This is a genomic window from Bifidobacterium sp. B4079 (assembly GCF_026537385.1).
Lineage (GTDB): Bacteria > Actinomycetota > Actinomycetes > Actinomycetales > Bifidobacteriaceae > Bombiscardovia > Bombiscardovia asteroides_I.
The window spans coordinates 241,308-259,591 of the sequence record NZ_JAFNMH010000002.1; the positions used below are offsets into that span (position 1 = coordinate 241,308).

Consider the following 18,284-nt stretch of genomic DNA (forward strand, 5'->3'; position numbering starts at 1 on the left):
TGGAAGGTCGTCGATGGAAACAGGGATGTGCGGGCTGGGGCCCGAAGGGTTCTGGCCCGGAGCTCTGAAGCGGGACAGCCAGGGCATGCTGACCATACACGGGTGCTCCATGGGTGATTTGGCCAAGCTCTACGGCACTCCCATCTATTTGATGGACACCGCGATGATGGCGGAACGGGCCTCGGCCTTCCGCCAGGCGGTTCTGCGCGACCTGGGTGGTGCGACCACCAGGGTCAGCTACGCCGGCAAGGCCTTCCTCAGCAAGGAGACCGTGCGAATCATGCTGCGCCAGGGGCTGGATATCGACACCTGCTCCCTGGGCGAGATGCTGATCGCTCGTGCTGCCGGCGCACCTGGCCGCCGCCTGGTCCTGCACGGCAACAACAAGTCCGATCAAGAGATCGACCTGGCTGTAAGGGAGGGCTACAGGGCCATCGTCATCGATGCGCCTGACGAGCCTGCCCGGATTGCCGCTGCTGCAAGGGCCCAGGGGCGTCGCGCCAAGGTCATGCTCCGGGTGACTGTGGGCGTGCATGCCGGCGGTCACGAATATATTTCCACTGCCCACGAGGATCAGAAGTTCGGCATCCCTCTGTTGCCCCAGGGCACCGACGTAGGCCTGCTGGACCTTGGGCCTGAGCCTGGTTCCTCCGAACGGGCTGGGGCAGCGATTTCGGCGGCCACGAAAGGGAACGGCTCCTCGGCTCCTGGCGATTCCGTGCTCTCGCCCTCCTCTTCAGCCCTGTATTCGGTTGCCGACGGGACCGCTGAACCGGCTGATCCCGCCCGGATCAAGGCCATGTCCGTCCTGGCTGACGGACCGGCCATCGCGATGCTCAAGGAGATTCGCTCCCACGAGCGGGAACTGGAACTGGTGGGCATCCATACTCATATCGGGTCCCAGATCCATGATTCCTCGGCCTTCATCGAGGCCGCCCGGCGCATGATGCTGCTGCGGCACACCTTCTGGGCCACCGACGGATACCTGATGCCCGAGGTGGATCTGGGGGGAGGCTTCTTCGTGCCCTACACTCCGGATGAGGATCGAATGGATCTGGACCAGACCCTGACCAGTCTGGGAGCCGACATGGTCGCCATCAACCGTCGTCTGGGCATGCCCATGCCAGTCATTGCCTTCGAGCCCGGCCGCTGGATTGTGGCACCCTGCGGCATGAGCCTGTACCGGGTGGGCACCGTCAAGCCCGTCCCCCTGTCTGACGGAAGCGTGCGCACCTACGTTTCAGTTGACGGAGGCATGAGCGACAACATTCGTCCGGCCCTCTACGGGGCCGAATACACCGCTGTCCTGGCCAACAGGCATGGCAGCGGGGACCGGATCCAGGTCCGTGTGGTGGGCAAGCACTGTGAATCGGGGGACATCCTGGTGCAGGATGTGCCTCTGCCGGCGGACATCCGCCGGGGTGACCTGCTCCTGGTGCCGGTGACCGGCGCCTACGGGCGAACCATGGCCAGCAACTACAACCAGGCCCTGATCCCTCCTGTGGTGGGCCTGGACCAGTCCGGCGCCCATCTGATGTTGCGGCGGCAAACCATGGATGACTTGCTGGCCTTGGACCAAGGATGAATCCCGCTTCGGATGAAAGCGGCCGTTGGTGTGGATACGGGTGTCGGATTGGCTTTCTAAGATGGAGCAACACACGGTGACCGGCCCCGTTGGGGCGGATGGAGGATCCATATGCCCAAGAATGCGCAACAGCAGGAGGCCCTCAGGCCTATCCGCATAGCACTTCTAGGGGCAGGGACCGTGGGTTCCCAGACCGCTCGCCTCCTGGTGGAGCAGAGCCAGGACCTGGCCAGCCGAGTGGGTCGTCCCCTGGAGTTGGTGGGTATCGCTGTCCTCAATCCTGACAAGGTCAAGGCTGATTGGATCGATCCGTCCCTGCTGACCACAGACTCAGCGGACTTGGTCACCCGGGCGGACATCGTCATCGAGCTGATCGGCGGCATTGAGCCGGCCCGCACCCTGCTGCTCAAGGCCATCGAGTCTGGCGCCAGCGTGGTCACCGCCAACAAGGCCCTGCTTGCCCAGCACGGCCCTGAGCTCTACCAGGCTGCCGAGAAGCGGGGCGTCGACATCTACTTCGAGGCGGCCGTGGGCGGGGCCATCCCCATTGTGCGGCCCTTGCGCGAGTCCTTGGTGGGCGACGTCATCACCAGCCTGGTGGGCATCGTCAACGGGACCACCAACTACATTCTGGATGAGATGACCACCAAGGGTCTTCAATTCGACCAGGCCTTGCGCGATGCCCAGGACAAGGGCTTTGCTGAGGCGGACCCCACTGCCGATGTGGACGGGCTGGATGCAGCCGCCAAGGCTGCCATCATGGCCACGCTGGCCTTCCACACCGATGTGCGCCTGGATGATGTTCCCGTGGAGGGTATCCGCGCCATCACCGCTGACGATATCGCGGCCGCACGGACCGAGCACCGGGTCATCAAGCTTCTGGCCGTGGCCGAACGCAGCAAACAGGGCATCTCCGCCCGGGTCTACCCGGCGTTGATCCCCGACAGCCACCCTCTGGCCTCGGTCCATGGTAGTTTCAACGCGGTCTTCGTCACCGCCAAGGCCGCTGACGACCTCATGTTCTATGGTCGGGGTGCCGGCGGGGCGCCCACGGCATCAGCGGTTGTGGGGGACGTAGTCACCGAGGCTCGCCACATATTCCAGCATGGCATGGGCCCGCGGGTTCCCATGTACGCGAATATCCCCATGGCTCCGTTGAATTCATCCCGTGCCGCCTTCGCCGTCCGTTTTCTGATTCACGACAAGCCCGGCGTGCTGGCGGCCATCGCCCAGGTCTTTTCCGAGGCGGGCATCTCCATCAATGGAGTCAACCAGGACATCAAGCCCACCCTGCATGACCCGGGCTACAGCGGCGAAATTCAGCAACTGCGCGTGGTCACGCACCTGTGCGACGAGGTGACTCTGCGGCGGGTGGTCGAACGGATCTCCGCCTTCGGCTCGGTCACCGGGCAGGCGTCCATCCTGCGCGTCTTCGATCGGCAGGCCCAATGATGGCCGCAGCCGTTGAGGGCCCGTCTACTGTTCGGGTGCGTGTGCCAGCCACCAGCGCCAACTTGGGCTCAGGTTTCGATGCGGTTGGCCTGGCGCTGGACTACCATGACGAGATCGTCTTCACCCGTTCCGTGGACACGGGCGACACCACCGCCTATGTGGTCATCAAGGGGGAGGGGGAGCGGACCCTGCCCCGAGATGAGACCCATTTGGTCGTCTCCGCTTTCAGGCGGGCCTGCCAGGTCTTCGGGCTGCCAAGGTTCGGCTTCATCATGCGCGCCGTCAACCGGATTCCCCAGGCCAGGGGTTTGGGATCCAGCGCCGAGGCCATCGTGGCCGGGATCGCTGCGGCTGCGGCCTTCGCCCATGCCGGTCCCCTGCGCCGTGATGCCGTCTTTGCGCTGGCCGCCCAGATCGAGGGGCATCCCGACAACGTGGCGCCAGCTGTCTACGGGGGGCTGACCGTCTCCTATGATCTGGCCACGGGCGAGGGGGTGGGTTCCCTGCCCATCGCCGGGGGCGCGCCCTTGGAGGGCGGCTACCACACCCTGCGCTACAAGGTGGCCCCAGCCGTCAAAGCCACGGTTTTTGTTCCCGGCGCCCATCTGTCTACACAGAAGGCCCGACAGGCCCTGCCCAACCAGGTGCCCTATGCGGATGCCGTTCACAACCTGTCACGGGCTGCCCTGATTCCCGGCGCTCTGAACCCTGGGTCACTGGATGACTTGGGAACTGACGCAGCCCAACAGGCCGCAAAGGCCAATGCGCTGCTCTTCGTAGCCACCCAGGACCGGCTCCATCAGCCATACCGGGCCGGGCTCATGCCCTCCTCAACCAAGCTACTGCAGCTCCTGCGTCGTCAGGGTTATGCGGCGGCGGTCTCTGGAGCCGGGCCCTGCATTATCGTCCTGCATTACGGGGATGCTGACAATGAGCTGCGGACCCTTGCCAAGGACTATTTGGATTCCGGCCGTTGGCGGATCCTATCCTTGGACGTTGATCGCAGGGGGGTCCAGGTGGAACGGGATCAGGAAGGCAATCGTGAACGTTGAAGACAGGCATATCCCGCTCATCCTGGCCTCATCCTCTCCCTCCAGGCATCGGCTCCTGATCCAGGCGGGCATTGACCCCATCATCCGACCCTCAAAGGTGGATGAGCCGGCTGTGCTGGCGAAACGGGCTCGTAAACTGGGTTGTCGCCCGGATGACCTGGATGTGCGCGAACGGGTCAGCGTCTTGGCTGAGGCCAAGGCTTCGGCTGTCCAAGGCACCATGGATGCCGTCAAGGATGCCGAGAGGCGCTCGCGGGGCGATCTGGTCACGTTCAGGCCTCTGAGACAGAATGATCCGGATGCATCCTCCAAGGATCCCATGGGCCAGGTCATCGGGTCCTGGGGCGGGATGTTCGGCGCCGGACGCGGACCTCTCCTGTTGGGTTGTGACTCGCTTTTCAGCATGGACGGCGCCGTCATGGGCAAGCCTCACCAGCCGGAGCGTGCTCTAAAGCGGCTGATGGCCATGCGTGGCCGAACCGGCACCCTGGTCACCGGCCACTGTCTGATTGATCTGGCCACCGGCCGACGGGCCCGAGCGGTCAGCAGCGCTCAAGTGACCTTCGGAGACTATGACCGGGCATCCATGCAGGCCTATACAGCCACCGGCGAGCCCCTTGAGGTGGCCGGATCCTTCACCCTGGAAGGATTGGGCAGCGCCTTCATCCAAGGCATCCAGGGCGATCCCAGCGGGGTGATGGGATTGAGCATGCCCACTCTGCGCGCCCTGGCCCAAGAGCTGGGCGTCTCCTGGCCTGACCTGTGGGCCCGATGGGTCCTGCCCAAGCGGCAGGGGGCAGACGGATCGACGCGTGGTCCTGAAGGCCTGGTCGCCCCCGTGGAAAACGTCCATCAGCCTGGCGATGGATGGGTGAACTGCGCCTGCGGCAAGCGGCACTGGGGGCTCAACGGGGCTGCCGGAGTCTTGCTGGCCCGGCTTGATGCCCGCACGGGTGCGCCGGTCAGCGTGCTTCTGCAGCACCGGGCCCGCTGGAGCGCCGAGGGAGGCACCTGGGGTGTGCCTGGCGGTGCCATCTCCGACGGGGAGAATCCCCTGGAGGGCGGCCTGCGCGAGAGCTATGAGGAGGCCAACATCCGCCCGGAGGACATTCAGGTTGTGGGCTCCTACCTGGAGGACCACGGCCCCTGGGGCTACACGACCATCCTGGCTTTCGAGCGTCCCGGCCACCAGGTAGAGCCTCGCATGAATGACGATGAGAGCATTGCCCTGGAATGGGTGGATCTGGACAAGGTCACCGGCCTGCCCCTTCTGAAGGCCTTCGGACGGGACTGGCCGCACTTCCGGCAACGCTTGGAGACCCTGGCGGCCGAAGGCTGAGCAGAAGGCCTGGTCCGGCGTGTCAGCTCAGAAGCAGGGCAACCAAGGCGATGACCACGGGCGAGCTGATCGTGCTCAGCAGGATGCCGTCCCTGGCGAAGGTGGTTCCCACCTCGTAGCGGGCCGCGTAGTTGTAGACGTTCTGGCCTGTAGGCAGGGCCGCAAGAACCACACACCCGTACAGTTCCGCTCCGCTGAAGCCCATCATGAACCGGGCCAGCAGGTAGGCGATTATGGGCATGACCAGATTCTTCAGGATCACCGCGCAGAGGGTGGCACGACGGTCGGCGCCCCGGCCCATGGGCCGTGAACCCCGCAGTGACATGCCAAAAGCCATGAGGATCATGGGCACGGCCGACTGTCCGATCATGTCGATGGGCTTGTAGACGAAGTCGGGGATGATGAAACGACCGGCTTGGGCGCTGATGGCCGAGACCACTATGCCGCCTATGGAGCCGATGAGGATGGGCTGCTTCAGGGGCTGCTTGAGTATGGTTTTGACCGAGAGCTTGCCAGAGGTGGTCGCGTCCAGGACGGTCAGCCCGATTGGGGTGAACAGGGCTTGCTGCATGACCAGGATGGGTGCCACCAGTGAGGGATTGCCCAGAATATAGGTGGCTACAGGCAGCCCGATGTTGTTGGAGTTCAAATAGAGGGAGTCCAGGGCGCCGATGGTGGCTTCTGCAGCCGGCAGGTGGAAGCTGGCTGCGTTCAGGGCCACGAAGAGCAGTCCCACAGCCGCCGCCGACAGGAAAGCCACGATGATGCTGGGGTGGAAGATTATCGACAGCTTCTGCTTGGAGAGGATGGCGAACATCAGGCAGGGCGTTGACACAAAGAATGAGTATTTGTTGAGCACCAACTGGGCCGTGGGACCGCCAACACCGAAGCGGGCGGCCACATAACCCACGGCTATGACCACACCGATGATGAAGAACCCCTCCATGGCACTGAGCAGTCCAGGCACTCCGGCATCCTCCTCGTCTCGCATGGTGGACGGCGGACTCCCAGGCGGAGGGCCACCGCTTCCGTCGTCCCCATTGTGCCACCCGGGCATCATGCTTGCGGCTGTAGGTCCATCCGCGCTCCTTCGGCCCGCTAGCATGGCACTATGGCCAAGAACGTACAGACGGATATTGATCTTCTCTCCGGCGTCCGAGGGGCCGAACCTGCCCAGGCCCTGGCAAGAATACTGGAGTCCATGACCGCCCTGCCCTCGGTCAGCGGTCAGGAGGGCCCCCTGGCCGATGCCGTCCAAAGGGCCCTGTCCTCACGGGCTGATCTCTTGGTCCGACGGCTGGGCGACACGGTGGTGGCCTCCACACAGCTGGGTCGTCCCCACCGGATCGTCCTTGCCGGGCATCTGGACACCGTGCCCGTGGATGGGAACCTGCCCCCGCGCTGGCTGGAGCCCGGCGCTCCGGACATCCGCGCTGACCTGGCCGCCGCCCACCCCGGTTCCCGGGTGCTGTACGGCCGGGGCACCGCCGACATGAAGGCCTCGGATGCCGTCTTCCTCCACCTTGCGCTCACTCTGCAGGAGCCGGTCTATGACCTGACCTTCGTCTTCTACGACCATGAGGAGGTTCAGGCCGATCTGAACGGGCTGGGCCGGGTGGTGGCTGCCCATCCTGACTGGGTACGCGGGGATTTCGCCATCATCGGCGAGCCCACCGACTGCGCCATCGAGGCCGGCTGCAACGGAACCATGCGTTTCGATCTGATCACCCACGGCACGACGGCCCACTCCGCCCGGGCCTGGATGGGCAGCAATGCCATCCACGCTGCCGCGCCCATTCTGGACCGACTGGAGCAGTACCGTCCGGCCACGGTGCAAGTGGACGGCCTGGACTATCGGGAGGGGCTCAACGCCACCATGATCGAGGGCGGCCTGGGCACCAACGTCATTCCCGACCGCTGCCGGGTGCACGTCAACTACCGGTTTGCACCCGACAAGAGTCTGGCCCAGGCCAAGGAGCTGATGATGGGTCAGGGGACGGGCGCTGAGCTGGGCAATGGCGAGCATATGGCTCTGGGCGGGGTCTTCCAGGGATTCTCGGTGCGCATGTGCGATGAATCGCCCGCCGCCCGTCCAGGCCTTGATTCGCCTTGGGCACGTTCGTTGGCGGACCTGGTCGCCCGGACCACGGGCCATCAGCCTCGCGCCAAGCTGGGGTGGACCGATGTGGCGCGGTTTTCAGCCCTTGGCCTACCAGCCGTCAACCTGGGTGCAGGAAACCCCTTACTGGCCCACAAGGCCGACGAACAGGTGCCCCTGGATGACCTGGTTCGGCTGGAGTCGGTACTGGTCGAGTGGCTCAATGGACCTGGAGGCCGCTGATCTGTGCCATACTAGAGAACGGTGGTTCTGCCTGACCACTTGCAGCGTAGGCGTTGATCCCCCCGGATGGAGACCCAGTGATCCGTACGGGCGTCGGTGTCCGCCTGCGTCAGGAAGACTTTTTGCCAAGGCGTTTCGATCGGGCGTACGCAGGTGCGCGGTTGCAGTGAGAGTGCAGCGTGAGGACGGATCGAGACCGTGAGAGCGGCGCGAGGCGGCGTGCCGCAAGGAGCATTGTGCCCGAAAAAACGAATACCGAGGATACCCAGGATAATAGATCCACCATCAGCGATGGACAGGAGCGGCCGGTCGAGGAGACCACCAGTTCCAGCACCCGTCGCCGCACTGGACGGCGTGTGGTCAGGGTGGCTGGCGCTGCCGGTGCTGACGTGCCCGTGAAAGTCGAGGCCGAGAAGCGCAAGCCCTCCGCCGTCCGTCGTCGTCGCACCCGAAAGCCCAAGGAGGATCAGGCGGCCGATCAGAGCGTGCAGGATCACTCCGGTCAGGACGCTCAGGTGGATGAGAGCGAGTCCAAGCCGACTAGGACGACCACTCGTCGTCGTACCCGAACTGCTGCCCGTCGACGCACCGAGGAGCATGCCCAGGAGGGTGAACCTGATCAGGAGCGTCAGGAGCGTGCCCTTGAGGCTGTGGAGGCACTGACCTCGGGCCGCAGCCAGAGGGCAGGCCGGAAGGCCGAGGAGCAGGATGAGCGCCCGCGCGCCTCCCGCCCCCGTCCTATGACATCCCTGCTCTTCCAGGAGCCCGTCATACCCGTCTCCCGGCCTGAGCAGGATGAACGTGAGGAACGGGATGACGAAGACGAGGATGCCGAGCAATCGCCCAAGACCTCCCGCCGCAGCAGGTCCAGGAGCATTTCGGAGGGCGGTTCACGCCGTTCCCGAAGGCTCAACGCCGAGGAGCGCCGGGCCGCTGACGAGGTTGAGCGCATCGAGGAGGATCTGGGCCACGAGGGCATCACTTTCGTGGTCGACGAGGATCAGGAGCAGGACGAGGATCAGCAGGAGCCCGGCACCCGCACCCGTCGTCGTCGCCGTTCCAAGGGCGATGATGAGGACTCTGAAAAGTCCGTTTTGACTCGCCGCCGCCGTCGCGGGCACGAGCAGGAGAAGGACAAGGATGACGAGGACGAGGCCCCGCTGACCCGTCGTCGTCGCCGGCGCAGGGGTTCCAAGTCTGCCGAGGGCGAGTCAGAGGAGCCCAGCGCCCGCCGTTCCCGCAAGCAGCAATATATCGACGAAATCACCGACGTGGAGGGCTCCACCCGCCTGGAGGCCAAAAAACAGCGTCGGCGGGACAACCGCCGCGAGCGCTCACGTCAGTCCCAGCTGGTCGAGCAGGACTTTCTGGCCCGCCGCGAAAACGTCAACCGTCTGATGGTGGTGCGCGAGAAGGAGCACCATACCCAGATCTCGGTCATTGAGGACGACATCCTGGTCGAGCATTACGTCTCCGACATCCAGGAGGTCTCCACTGTCGGCAACATCTACCTGGGCCGGGTCCAGAATGTCCTGCCCAGCATGGAGGCCGCCTTCGTGGACATTGGCCAGGCCCGCAACGGCGTGCTCTACGCCGGCGAGGTCAACTGGGACTCCACCCGTCTGGAGGGCCAGCCACGCCGGATTGAGCTGGCCTTCAAGTCCGGCGATCCCGTGCTGGTCCAGGTCACCAAGGATCCCATAGGCCACAAGGGTGCCCGCCTGACCTCGCAGGTCACGCTGGCTGGCCGTTTCCTGGTCTTGGTGCCCTCGGGCGGTATGACCGGCGTCAGCCGCAAGTTGCCCGACCGTGAGCGTTCCCGCCTCAAAAGCATCGTCTCCAGGGTGGCTCCCAAGGATATGGGCGTCATCATCCGAACTGCGGCCGAGGGAGCCAGTGAGGAGGCCCTGACCAAGGATCTGGAGAACCTGCAGCGTCAGTGGAGCAAGATCGAGGACAAGCGCAAGGAGTTCCTGCACGGCAAGCGCCCCAAGCTCCTGCAGGGCGAGCCGGACGTGGCCATCCGCGTGGTTCGTGACATCTTCAACGACGACTTCGCCAAGCTCGTGGTCCAGGGCCAGGGGGTCTATGAGAGGGTCCGCAACTACCTGGAGACCATGGCCCCCGATCTGGAGGAGAAGCTCGAGCACTGGGATCCTGCCGAGCATCAGGGCAAGGACGTCTTCGACCGCTGGAGCATCGACAGCCAGCTGCGCAAGGGCATGGAGCGTCAGGTCTACCTGCCCTCCGGCGGATCCCTGGTCATCGACCGCACCGAGGCCATGACGACCATCGATGTGAACACGGGTCGCTTCATCGGCAAGGGCAAATCCCTGGAGGAGACGGTGACCCGCTGCAACCTGGAAGCCTCCGAGGAGATCGCCAGGCAGCTGCGTCTGCGCGACATAGGCGGCATGATCATGATCGACTATGTGGATATGGTCATGCCGGCCAACCGTGACCTGGTTCTGCGCCGCCTGGTGGAGTGCCTGGCCCGGGACCGCACCAAGCATCAGGTGGCCGAGGTCACCTCCCTGGGTCTGGTCCAGATGACGCGCAAGCGGGTGGGCCAGGGTCTGGTCGAGGCCTTCTCCGAGGAGTGCCCCACCTGCCATGGCCGAGGCTTCATCCTCCACGACAAGCCGACCATCTCCGCCTCCTATGCCGATCCATACGCGGTCAAGGGCGGCGACCCCTTCGTCAAGACCAACAAGCATGGGCATGGCTCCTCTTCCAAGGAGACCTTGTCCACAGGCTCGACACCTGCAGTCAAGGCCAAGCTGGCCAGGATCGCTGCGGCGGCCCAGGCGGCATCGGACGAGGACGATGCCCAGGCTGGGGCGGCGGATGTCGCCAAGGAGTCATAGACTGAATTCCGTTTTGTCGGCGGGGCAGGCGCATTTGACGACGCGGTGTGTTTGCTTCTATACTGGTTAGCTGGTGTTTGGACGGGTCCGTCAATCTCATGGCAGGGCTCGGATGCCGGACGCATACAGCTTTGGACAATAGGCAAGGTAGGGCTATGTACGCGATTGTGAAGGCCGGAGGCCATCAGGAGAAGGTCGAGGTCGGTGACCAGATCACGGTCAACCGTCTGGCTGCCAGGAAGGGCGAGTCGGTCGAGTTTCCGGTCGCGCTGGTCGTCGATGGATCCAAGGTGACCATGGCCGCCAAGGATCTGGCCAAGATCTCCGTCAAGGGCGAGGTCGTGGATGACGAGGCCAAGGGCCCCAAGATCAACATCCAGAAGTTCAAGAACAAGACCGGTGTGGCGCGCCGCAAGGGCCACCGCCAGAAGCAGACCGTGGTCAAGATCACGGCCATCGCCTGAGGGCCTAGCTCGAGGTAGGAAAGGAACCAGACATGGCACATAAGAAGGGCGCGTCCAGCTCACGCAACGGGCGCGATTCGAATGCACAGTACCTGGGCGTCAAGAAGTTCGGTGGCGAGGCCGTAGTGGCCGGCAACATCATCGTTCGCCAGCGTGGCACCAAGTTCCATCCCGGCCAGAACGTCGGCCTGGGCAAGGACCACACCCTTTTCGCCCTTGCGGACGGAACCGTTCGGTTCGCCAACCGGCGTGACCGCAAGGTTGTTGACGTGCTTACCGCCTGATTGATCGGTATCGGCCAAGGGCCATCCCTGCCATAGGGGTGGCCTTTTGCATAATGTATGGGGATGCCGGGCATTCAGCTCTCAGGGGCCGCATGTCAGACAGGATTGAGTACCATGGGCCCCTATGAGTGCATTTGTGGATCAGGTCACCGTCCATGTCAAGGGTGGCGACGGTGGCAATGGGGCGTCCTCCATCCGCCGCGAGAAGTACAAGCCCCTGGCTGGGCCCGATGGTGGCGACGGCGGTCAGGGCGGCTCGGTCATTTTTCAGGCCGACGCCAACGCCACCAGCCTGCTGGACTACCGCTTCCTGCCGCACCGCCAGGCTGAATCGGGCACCATGGGTCTGGGCGGCGACAAGGACGGCAGCCGCGGCCAGGATCTGATTCTGCCAGTGCCCGTGGGCACTGTGGTCTTCACCGCCAAGGGAGGCCAAGGTCAGCGCAAGCAGCCGGGCGAGCGCCTGGCTGACCTGGCTCATGTGGGGGACCGGTTCGTGGCGGCCCAAGGTGGCGTGGGCGGATTGGGCAACCGCTCCCTGGCCACCAAGGCCAGGCGGGCTCCCGGCTTCGCGCTGCTGGGAGATCCCGGGCAGGAACGCGACCTGGTGCTGGAACTCAAATCCATCGCCGACGTGGCCCTGGTGGGTTTCCCCAGCGCAGGCAAGTCCAGCCTGGTGGCGGCCATAAGCGCGGCCAGGCCCAAGATCGCCGACTACCCGTTTACTACTCTGGTGCCCAACCTGGGCGTGGTCCAGGCAGGGGAGGGCCGCTTTACCATGGCCGACGTGCCAGGGCTGATTCCGGGGGCCTCCCAGGGCAAGGGCCTGGGGCTGGAGTTCCTGAGGCACATCGAGCGCACCGAAATCATCGCCCACGTCATCGATTGCGCCACCCTGGAGCCTGATCGGGACCCCATGAGCGACTATCGGGCCCTGGAGGAGGAGCTTTCCCGCTATGCCGACCGTCTGGAGCTTCCGCTGGGGGTCATCCCCATGGCCGAACGGCCCAGGGTGATCATCCTCAACAAGGCCGACCTGCCGGAGGCTCGCGAATTGGCCGAATTCGTGCGTCCTGACTTCGAGGCTCTGGGTCTCAAGGTCTTCATAGTCTCCACAGCCTCGCATCAGGGGCTCAAGGAACTAGGGTACTACTTGGCTGGTCTGGTGGACCGCCTGCGCAGGCAGCTGCGTGAGCAAGAGGAGGCCAGGCATGAGGAGCGCGTGGTCATCCGCCCCCTGGAGCGTCGGCGCAGGAATGCCGACCAGTCCGGGGACTTCACTCTTGAGCGGCATCAGACCCGGTCCGGACAGACCTGGTTCAGGGTCTGCGGAGCCAAGCCCGAGCGCTGGGTTCGCCAGACCAACTTTGACAACGAGGAGGCCGTGGGCTATTTGGCTGACTGCCTGGCTCGGATGGGCGTGGAGGATGCCCTGCGCAAGGCCGGAGCCAGACCTGGGGACGAGGTGCGCATCGGTCCGGGCGACGATGCGGTGGCCTTCGACTGGGATCCGAGTGTGGCGGCCGGCGCCGAAATGCTGGATGGCACCCCCCAGGTGGCCCGGGGCCGTGACCTGCGTCTGGAGGAGAGCCAGGGGCTCAACCGCCGCCGCACCAACAGCGAACGCCGTCGCCAGTACCACCAGATGATGGACGCCCGACAGGCGGTGCGTCAGGTCATGGAGCAAGAGCGGCGCCAGGGGCACTGGGCCGACCCCTCCGTGGACGACGATCCCCACGACAGGCAGGGCCTGCTAGGGCGCGGAGAAGCGGAAGCCGCCGGTTCGGAGGAGGCTGGGCAATGACCGGAGGGGAGGGATCCGACGAGGCCGCGGTCCGTTCCCGGGTGGCCCAGGCCCGCACCATGGTGGTCAAGGTAGGATCCAGCTCCCTGACCGATCCCCATGGGCACCTGGACCTTGGCCGCCTGCGTTCGGTGGTGGGCGCCCTGGCCTCTGCGGCCGTCAACGGCGCTCGCCTGGTCTTGGTCACCTCCGGGGCCATCGCAGCTGGTTTCGGCGCCCTGGGATTCGACGAACGCCCTGGTGACGTGGCCACCCAGCAGGCTACGGCCTCGGTGGGCCAGGGTCTGCTCATGGCCCAGTACGAGATAGCCTTCGCCCGCTATGGCCTGCGTGTTGGCCAGATTCTGATCACCGCCCGTGACACCACTCATGCTGTCCAGTACCGCAACGCCCGACGCACCCTCTGCCGTCTGCTGGATCTGGGGGCCATCCCCATCGTCAACGAGAACGATGCCCTGGCCAGCAACGAGATTCGCTTCGGCGACAACGACCACCTTTCGGCCTTGATCGCCAACATCGTCAGTGCCGATGCCCTGGTCCTGCTGACTGACGTGGATGCCCTCTACACCGAACCCCCATCCAGGACAGGGGCGCGCAGGATCGGTTTCGTGCCCGATGTGGCAGCGATCAAGGACCAGGTGGATGCTCAGGGGTCCGTCTCCGGGCTGGGGACCGGGGGCATGTCCACCAAGCTGGAGGCGGCCCGCATTGCTGCGGCCTCCGGCATGCCCGTGGTCCTGACCTGCGCCGACCTCGCAGGCCCTGCCCTGGCCGGCGATCAGGTGGGCACCCTCTTCGCCCCCATTCATCCCCGGGGCTCTTTGCATCGGCTCTGGATCAAGTTCGCCTCCCGTCCCCGAGGCGGCTATTTGGTGGATCAGGGGGCTGTCAAAGCCCTGCGCGGCGGCCGGGCCAGCCTGCTGGCAGCTGGCGCCAGATCGGTCCAGGGCGAGTTTTCGGCCGGGGATCCTGTCTGGATCCACGATGCGTCTGGCCGCCAGGTGGCCAAGGGCCTGTCCGGCTACGATTCCGAGGAGGCCCAGGACATGCTGGGCCTAAACACCAAGGAGCTCCGCCGCCGACTGGGCGCCCACTATGCCCATCCGCTGGTGCATCGGGACTCTCTGGTCCTGGTCTGAGCACAGCCCTGGGGGTGCCAGGCAGTACCATAGCAACATGACTATGGCGCAATGGCAGACCCTGAGCAGACGCATAGATGCAGTGGCCCCCAGTGCCACTCTGGCCGTGGATTCAAAAGCCAAGGCCATGAAGGCCCAAGGCATGAATGTGATCAGCTTCGGCGCCGGCGAGCCCAACTTTCCCACGCCTGACCATATCGTGCAGGCGGCGGCCCGCGCCTGTCTGGATCCGCGAAATCACCGCTATACGCCCACAGCAGGCCTGCCCCAGCTCAGACAGGCCATCGCCGACAAGACCATGCGCGACTCGGGCTATCAAATCGACCCGGATCAGGTGGTGGTCACCAACGGCGGCAAGCAGGCCGTCTACGAGACCTTCCAGATCCTCTTGAACCCCGGCGATGAGGTCATCATTCCCGCACCCTACTGGACCAGCTATCCCCAGATGGTTCTGCTCGCTGGCGGTCGGCCGGTTCCGGTGCTCAGTGGAGTCGACCAGGGCTATATCCCCAGCCTGGAGCAGCTGGAGGCGGCCCGAACCGAGCGTACACGTGCCATCGTTCTCAACCTGCCTGCCAATCCTACCGGAGCGGTCTGGGACGACGACCTGGTGGCCGCCGTGGACCGCTGGGCCATGGAGAACCAGATCTGGGTGATCAGTGACGAAATCTATGAGCATCTGACCTACCAGGGGGCGAGCACCCCCTATCCGGGCGCTCTGGTGCCCCAGGTGCGCGATCAGCTGATCGCGGTCAACGGTGTGGCCAAGACCTATGCCATGACCGGCTGGCGGGTGGGCTGGCTGGTTGCACCCCTGCAAGTGGCCCAGGCGGCTGCCAAGCTTCAGGGGCATATGACCTCCAACGTGGCCAACGTATCCCAGCAGGCGGCCCTGGCAGCTCTAACCGGTGGCCTGAAAGACGTTGAGGCCATGCGGTCGGCCTTCGCCCTGCGTCGGCGGGCTATCGTGGATGCCCTGAACGCTATGGAAGGGGTGACCTGCCCAGAACCCCTGGGCGCCTTCTACGCCTTTGCCGACGTGACCGCCCTGCTGAATAGGCCAGTGGGTCCGGAAGGCATGGTCTGCTCTACTTCGGGTGAGCTGGCCGAGGCCATCCTGGAGCAGATTCAGGTGGCGGCCGTGCCTGGTGAGGCCTTCGGCGCGCCCGGCTGCCTGCGCTTTTCCTATGCTTTGGCCGACGATGATCTGGCCGAGGGCATGCGGCGCCTTGGGGACTGGGTCAGCGCCTGATCCGGCTTCTGGGCAAAATGCTCTCGGGACAACACGGTTGGACGCAATCCACCCTTTAGGCTAGACTTGCGATTTGGCGGTTTTTCCTCCCTGCCGAGTAGGCTGGTGGGAAGTTCCGATAGGGAAGTGGCGCAATTGGTAGCGCAACGGTCTCCAAAACCGTAGGTTGTGGGTTCGAGTCCCGCCTTCCCTGCCAAGGCTTGCAGCAGATGATGCAGAACAAACGAAGGACGGATGACCATGGCACAGAAGGATGGGGCTGAGGAAGCCAAGCCGAACTTCTTCATGCGTATCGGGCTCTTCATCAAGCAGGTCATCGATGAGATCCGCAAGGTCGTGACCCCTACGGGCAAGGAACTGGTGGGCTGGTCCGTGGCCGTCTTCATCTTTGTGTTGCTGCTGATGGTCTTCGTGACCGTGATGGACTTCGGGCTGGGAAAACTGGCCTTCCTGATATTTGGCTGAGCCGTGACAAGGTAGAAGGTGGAGTGATCCATGAGTGATGATCTGACCAGAGAGGGATTGGACCCCGATCAGGCCGCAGAGCCGGTCCCGTCGGCGTCCGACGATGTCCCCACGCAGGAGGATGCCCAGGTCCAGGATCAGCCTCTCGGGTCCTCTTCTGAACAGGCTGAGCAGGACAGCACACCAGTTGAGTCTGCCCAGGCCGAGGCCACCCCGGTCGATTCCTCCGACTCCGACGACCAGATCGACCAGGAGGACCCCGGTCAGCGTGCCGTGGACGAGTTCTCCAAGAAGCTGCGCACTCTTGAGGGCAAGTGGTACGTTCTGCATACCTACTCAGGCTACGAGAAGCGCGTCAAGGCCAATGTGGAGTCCCGCGTGGCCTCCTTCGGTCTGGAGGACAAGGTCTTCCAGGTGGAGATCCCCATGGAAGAGGTCGAGAAGCACACCGACAAGGGCAAGAAGGTCGTCACCCGCGTGCGTGTGCCTGGCTATGTGCTGATTCGCATGTGGCCCGACGAGAACGCCCGCCGCATCATTCGCGACACCGAGGGCGTCACCGGGTTCGTCGGCCCCAGCAAGGAGCCGGCTCCGCTGACCCGCAAGGAGGTCGTCCAGATGATGGCTCCCATGATCGCCTCCGAAGCGCTGAAGGCCGCTGGGGACAAGCCTGAAGCTGCCAAGAAGCGCACGGTGGAGGTCTCCTATGCCGTTGGCGATCAGGTCACTGTCACCGAAGGGCCCTTCGCCACCATGGCCGCCGTGGTTTCCGATGTGGAGCCCACCACGCAGAAGTTGACCGTTCTGGTCTCCATCTTCGGCAGGGACACTCCTGTGGAGCTGGGCTTCGACCAGGTCGAGAAGATCGTCTGAGCGCCGTCGGCCGGTCCCCGGTCGATGCGATAATCGTCAAGCTTGTGCCCCCTGTGGAGCGCATTTGGAAAGAACAGGTTGCGGGAGGGGACCTATGGTCTCCGACATCACCGCTTCGTAGAAAGAAGAACCAGCATATGGCTGCAAAGAAGAAAGTCACCGCGCTGATCAAGGTGCAGATAGAGGCCGGCAAGGCCAACCCCGCGCCCCCTCTGGGCCCGGCACTGGGTTCCCACGGCGTGAACATCATGGACTTCTGCAAGCAGTACAACGATGCCACCAAGGACAAGATGGGCCAGGTCATCCCCTGCATCATCACCGTCTACGAGGATCGTTCCTTCACCTTCATCACCAAGACTCCGCCGGCAGCCGATCTGTTGCGCAAGGCGGCCGGTGTCTCCAAGGGTGCCGGCAACCCGCTGACCACCAAGGTGGGATCCGTCACCAAGGCTCAGATCCGCGAGATCGCCCAGACCAAGATGGAGGATCTGTCGGCTCGCGACGTCGAGGCCGGGATGAAGATCATCGAAGGCACCGCCCGTTCCATGGGCATCACCGTCACCGACTGAAATTTTTGTTGTGAGCGGTAGGGCATACGCTTGCCCGCACCGCGACTGCTGATAGGAGAAGCAGATGACCAAGCGTTCCAAGAAGTACCGCGAGGCGGCTGAGAAGGTCGATCGCACCAATCTGTACACCCCTGAGGAGGGCATCGCCCTGCTCAAGAGCATGCCCAAGCGCGAGTTTGACGAGACCGTAGAGGCCGTCTACCGTCTGAACGTGGATCCCCGTAAGGCCGACCAGCTGGTCCGCGGCACCGTCAGCCTGCCCAACGGCACTGGCAAGACCGTGCGCGTTCTGGTCTTCGCTCGTGGTCCCCAGGCGACTGCAGCCGCCGAGGCCGGAGCCGACGAGGTGGGCGACGACGAGCTGGTGACTAGGGTCGCCGGCGGCTACCTGGACTTCGATGCCGTGGTGGCTACCCCCGACATGATGGGCAAGGTCGGCCGTCTGGGCCGCGTGCTGGGTCCCCGTGGCCTCATGCCCAACCCCAAGACCGGCACCGTGACCATGGATGTGGCCAAGGCGGTCACCGAGATCAAGGCTGGACGTATCGAGTTCCGTGTGGATAAGAACGGCAACCTGAGCTTCCCCGTGGGCAAGGTCTCCTTTGAGCAGCAAGCTCTGGAGGAGAACTTCCACGCGGTCGATGAGGAGATCAAGCGCCTGAAGCCGGCCACGGTGAAGGGCCGCTACATCACCAAGGCCACCGTCACCACCACCATGGGTCCGGGCGTTCCCCTGGACATCGCGGTGCTCTGAGCCGGTTCTGCTGTAAGCTTCCAGGGCGGGAGACCTCCGGGTCC

16 protein-coding genes and 1 tRNA gene are annotated in these 18,284 nt (G+C 64.4%); 16 read left to right on the forward strand and 1 reads right to left on the reverse strand.

Going from position 1 to position 18,284, the window contains the following annotated elements:
• Window positions 1-13: 13 nt before the first annotated feature.
• From J3T95_RS05750 to J3T95_RS05765, 4 genes are all read left to right on the forward strand, one after another.
• Window positions 14-1,585, forward strand: a complete 1,572-nt coding sequence (locus tag J3T95_RS05750; protein ID WP_267450762.1) for a diaminopimelate decarboxylase family protein — start codon at window positions 14-16, stop codon at window positions 1,583-1,585.
• A 111-nt stretch (window positions 1,586-1,696) separates the two neighbouring features.
• Window positions 1,697-3,037 carry a homoserine dehydrogenase gene (locus J3T95_RS05755; RefSeq protein ID WP_267450763.1) on the forward strand — a complete coding sequence of 447 codons (1,341 nt, stop codon included), beginning with the start codon at window positions 1,697-1,699 and terminating at the stop codon, window positions 3,035-3,037.
• Window positions 3,037-4,089 carry a homoserine kinase gene (gene thrB, locus J3T95_RS05760; protein ID WP_267450764.1) on the forward strand — a complete coding sequence of 351 codons (1,053 nt, stop codon included), beginning with the start codon at window positions 3,037-3,039 and terminating at the stop codon, window positions 4,087-4,089. The genes J3T95_RS05755 and thrB overlap by 1 nt, the downstream gene beginning before the upstream one ends.
• Entirely contained in the window at window positions 4,079-5,428 is a 1,350-nt protein-coding gene (locus J3T95_RS05765; protein WP_267450765.1) for a Maf family nucleotide pyrophosphatase, read from the forward strand. The genes thrB and J3T95_RS05765 overlap by 11 nt, the downstream gene beginning before the upstream one ends.
• Window positions 5,429-5,450: 22 nt before the next feature.
• On the opposite strand, the gene J3T95_RS05770 is transcribed toward J3T95_RS05765, so the two are convergent.
• On the reverse strand, window positions 5,451-6,395 hold the full coding sequence (locus tag J3T95_RS05770) for an AEC family transporter (protein WP_267450882.1): 945 nt from the start codon (window positions 6,393-6,395) through the stop codon (window positions 5,451-5,453).
• A 144-nt stretch (window positions 6,396-6,539) separates the two neighbouring features.
• Here J3T95_RS05770 and dapE point away from each other — a divergent pair, with 144 nt between their 5' ends.
• The 12 genes from dapE to rplA all read left to right on the forward strand — a co-directional run bounded on the left by dapE (window position 6,540) and on the right by rplA (window position 18,240).
• Window positions 6,540-7,769, forward strand: coding sequence for a succinyl-diaminopimelate desuccinylase (dapE, locus tag J3T95_RS05775; RefSeq protein WP_267450766.1), 1,230 nt, complete (start codon window positions 6,540-6,542; stop codon window positions 7,767-7,769).
• A 236-nt stretch (window positions 7,770-8,005) separates the two neighbouring features.
• Complete coding sequence (locus J3T95_RS05780) at window positions 8,006-10,636, forward strand: Rne/Rng family ribonuclease (protein ID WP_267450767.1); 2,631 nt, start codon at window positions 8,006-8,008, stop codon at window positions 10,634-10,636.
• Window positions 10,637-10,791: 155 nt separating this feature from the next.
• On the forward strand, window positions 10,792-11,100 hold the full coding sequence (gene rplU, locus J3T95_RS05785) for a 50S ribosomal protein L21 (protein WP_024626855.1): 309 nt from the start codon (window positions 10,792-10,794) through the stop codon (window positions 11,098-11,100).
• 32 nt (window positions 11,101-11,132) lie between these two features.
• Complete coding sequence (gene rpmA / locus J3T95_RS05790; protein WP_220236345.1) at window positions 11,133-11,384, forward strand: 50S ribosomal protein L27; 252 nt, start codon at window positions 11,133-11,135, stop codon at window positions 11,382-11,384.
• Window positions 11,385-11,508: 124 nt separating this feature from the next.
• Window positions 11,509-13,188 carry a GTPase ObgE gene (gene obgE / locus J3T95_RS05795; RefSeq protein ID WP_267450768.1) on the forward strand — a complete coding sequence of 560 codons (1,680 nt, stop codon included), beginning with the start codon at window positions 11,509-11,511 and terminating at the stop codon, window positions 13,186-13,188.
• Window positions 13,185-14,327 carry a glutamate 5-kinase gene (gene proB, locus J3T95_RS05800; RefSeq protein WP_267399328.1) on the forward strand — a complete coding sequence of 381 codons (1,143 nt, stop codon included), beginning with the start codon at window positions 13,185-13,187 and terminating at the stop codon, window positions 14,325-14,327. The genes obgE and proB overlap by 4 nt, the downstream gene beginning before the upstream one ends.
• A gap of 43 nt (window positions 14,328-14,370) precedes the next feature.
• Window positions 14,371-15,579 carry a pyridoxal phosphate-dependent aminotransferase gene (locus J3T95_RS05805; protein WP_267450883.1) on the forward strand — a complete coding sequence of 403 codons (1,209 nt, stop codon included), beginning with the start codon at window positions 14,371-14,373 and terminating at the stop codon, window positions 15,577-15,579.
• 120 nt (window positions 15,580-15,699) lie between these two features.
• Window positions 15,700-15,775: transfer RNA gene (locus J3T95_RS05810), tRNA-Trp, on the forward strand.
• 44 nt (window positions 15,776-15,819) lie between these two features.
• Window positions 15,820-16,044 carry a preprotein translocase subunit SecE gene (gene secE, locus J3T95_RS05815; RefSeq protein WP_029678149.1) on the forward strand — a complete coding sequence of 75 codons (225 nt, stop codon included), beginning with the start codon at window positions 15,820-15,822 and terminating at the stop codon, window positions 16,042-16,044.
• A gap of 30 nt (window positions 16,045-16,074) precedes the next feature.
• The gene (gene nusG, locus J3T95_RS05820) at window positions 16,075-16,917 is read left to right on the forward strand and encodes a transcription termination/antitermination protein NusG (protein ID WP_267450769.1); all 843 of its coding nucleotides are present in this window, start codon (window positions 16,075-16,077) and stop codon (window positions 16,915-16,917) included.
• 137 nt (window positions 16,918-17,054) lie between these two features.
• Window positions 17,055-17,486, forward strand: coding sequence for a 50S ribosomal protein L11 (gene rplK, locus J3T95_RS05825; protein ID WP_198178301.1), 432 nt, complete (start codon window positions 17,055-17,057; stop codon window positions 17,484-17,486).
• Window positions 17,487-17,550: 64 nt separating this feature from the next.
• Complete coding sequence (gene rplA / locus J3T95_RS05830) at window positions 17,551-18,240, forward strand: 50S ribosomal protein L1 (protein ID WP_267450770.1); 690 nt, start codon at window positions 17,551-17,553, stop codon at window positions 18,238-18,240.
• Window positions 18,241-18,284: the final 44 nt, after the last annotated feature.

Coding starts and splice junctions, on each gene's coding strand:
- J3T95_RS05750 (WP_267450762.1), top strand. CDS start 14: ATGGAAACAGGGATGTGCGGGCTGGGGCCCGAAGGGTTCTGGCCCGGA.
- J3T95_RS05755 (WP_267450763.1), top strand. CDS start 1,697: ATGCCCAAGAATGCGCAACAGCAGGAGGCCCTCAGGCCTATCCGCATA.
- thrB (WP_267450764.1), top strand. CDS start 3,037: ATGGCCGCAGCCGTTGAGGGCCCGTCTACTGTTCGGGTGCGTGTGCCA.
- dapE (WP_267450766.1), top strand. CDS start 6,540: ATGGCCAAGAACGTACAGACGGATATTGATCTTCTCTCCGGCGTCCGA.
- rplU (WP_024626855.1), top strand. CDS start 10,792: ATGTACGCGATTGTGAAGGCCGGAGGCCATCAGGAGAAGGTCGAGGTC.
- rpmA (WP_220236345.1), top strand. CDS start 11,133: ATGGCACATAAGAAGGGCGCGTCCAGCTCACGCAACGGGCGCGATTCG.
- obgE (WP_267450768.1), top strand. CDS start 11,509: ATGAGTGCATTTGTGGATCAGGTCACCGTCCATGTCAAGGGTGGCGAC.
- proB (WP_267399328.1), top strand. CDS start 13,185: ATGACCGGAGGGGAGGGATCCGACGAGGCCGCGGTCCGTTCCCGGGTG.
- J3T95_RS05805 (WP_267450883.1), top strand. CDS start 14,371: ATGGCGCAATGGCAGACCCTGAGCAGACGCATAGATGCAGTGGCCCCC.
- secE (WP_029678149.1), top strand. CDS start 15,820: ATGGCACAGAAGGATGGGGCTGAGGAAGCCAAGCCGAACTTCTTCATG.
- nusG (WP_267450769.1), top strand. CDS start 16,075: ATGAGTGATGATCTGACCAGAGAGGGATTGGACCCCGATCAGGCCGCA.
- rplK (WP_198178301.1), top strand. CDS start 17,055: ATGGCTGCAAAGAAGAAAGTCACCGCGCTGATCAAGGTGCAGATAGAG.
- rplA (WP_267450770.1), top strand. CDS start 17,551: ATGACCAAGCGTTCCAAGAAGTACCGCGAGGCGGCTGAGAAGGTCGAT.